The sequence below is a fragment of the Campylobacter sp. RM12654 genome, assembly GCF_020137585.1.
In the GTDB taxonomy this organism is placed as follows: domain Bacteria; phylum Campylobacterota; class Campylobacteria; order Campylobacterales; family Campylobacteraceae; genus Campylobacter_E.
Genome location: NZ_JACGAR010000100.1, coordinates 1 through 209, shown reverse-complemented (window position 1 = coordinate 209; position 209 = coordinate 1). Strand labels below are relative to the sequence as shown.

1 pseudogene is annotated in these 209 nt (G+C 21.1%); it reads left to right on the top strand.

Features of this window, described 5'->3' with window-relative positions:
* Window positions 1-209: pseudogene (locus AVBRAN12654_RS09485) on the top strand (hypothetical protein); the annotation flags it as partial.

The following is a 209-nucleotide window of genomic DNA, read 5'->3' as shown; positions in this document are numbered from 1 at the left end:
GACCATGCAAAACTTAATAAATCTTTGTGGATTTTATATTATAAAGGCGAGCATATAAGGATAATTTTAGATTATGATATCAAACAAGAGATTTATAATGTAGTTTATAATAGAGTTTATAAAATTCTTTCTATAAGAGATAATAAAACATTAAATGAAAAAGAAATAATAGCTTTATTGAAAGAAATATTAGTTGTTTATAAATGGGA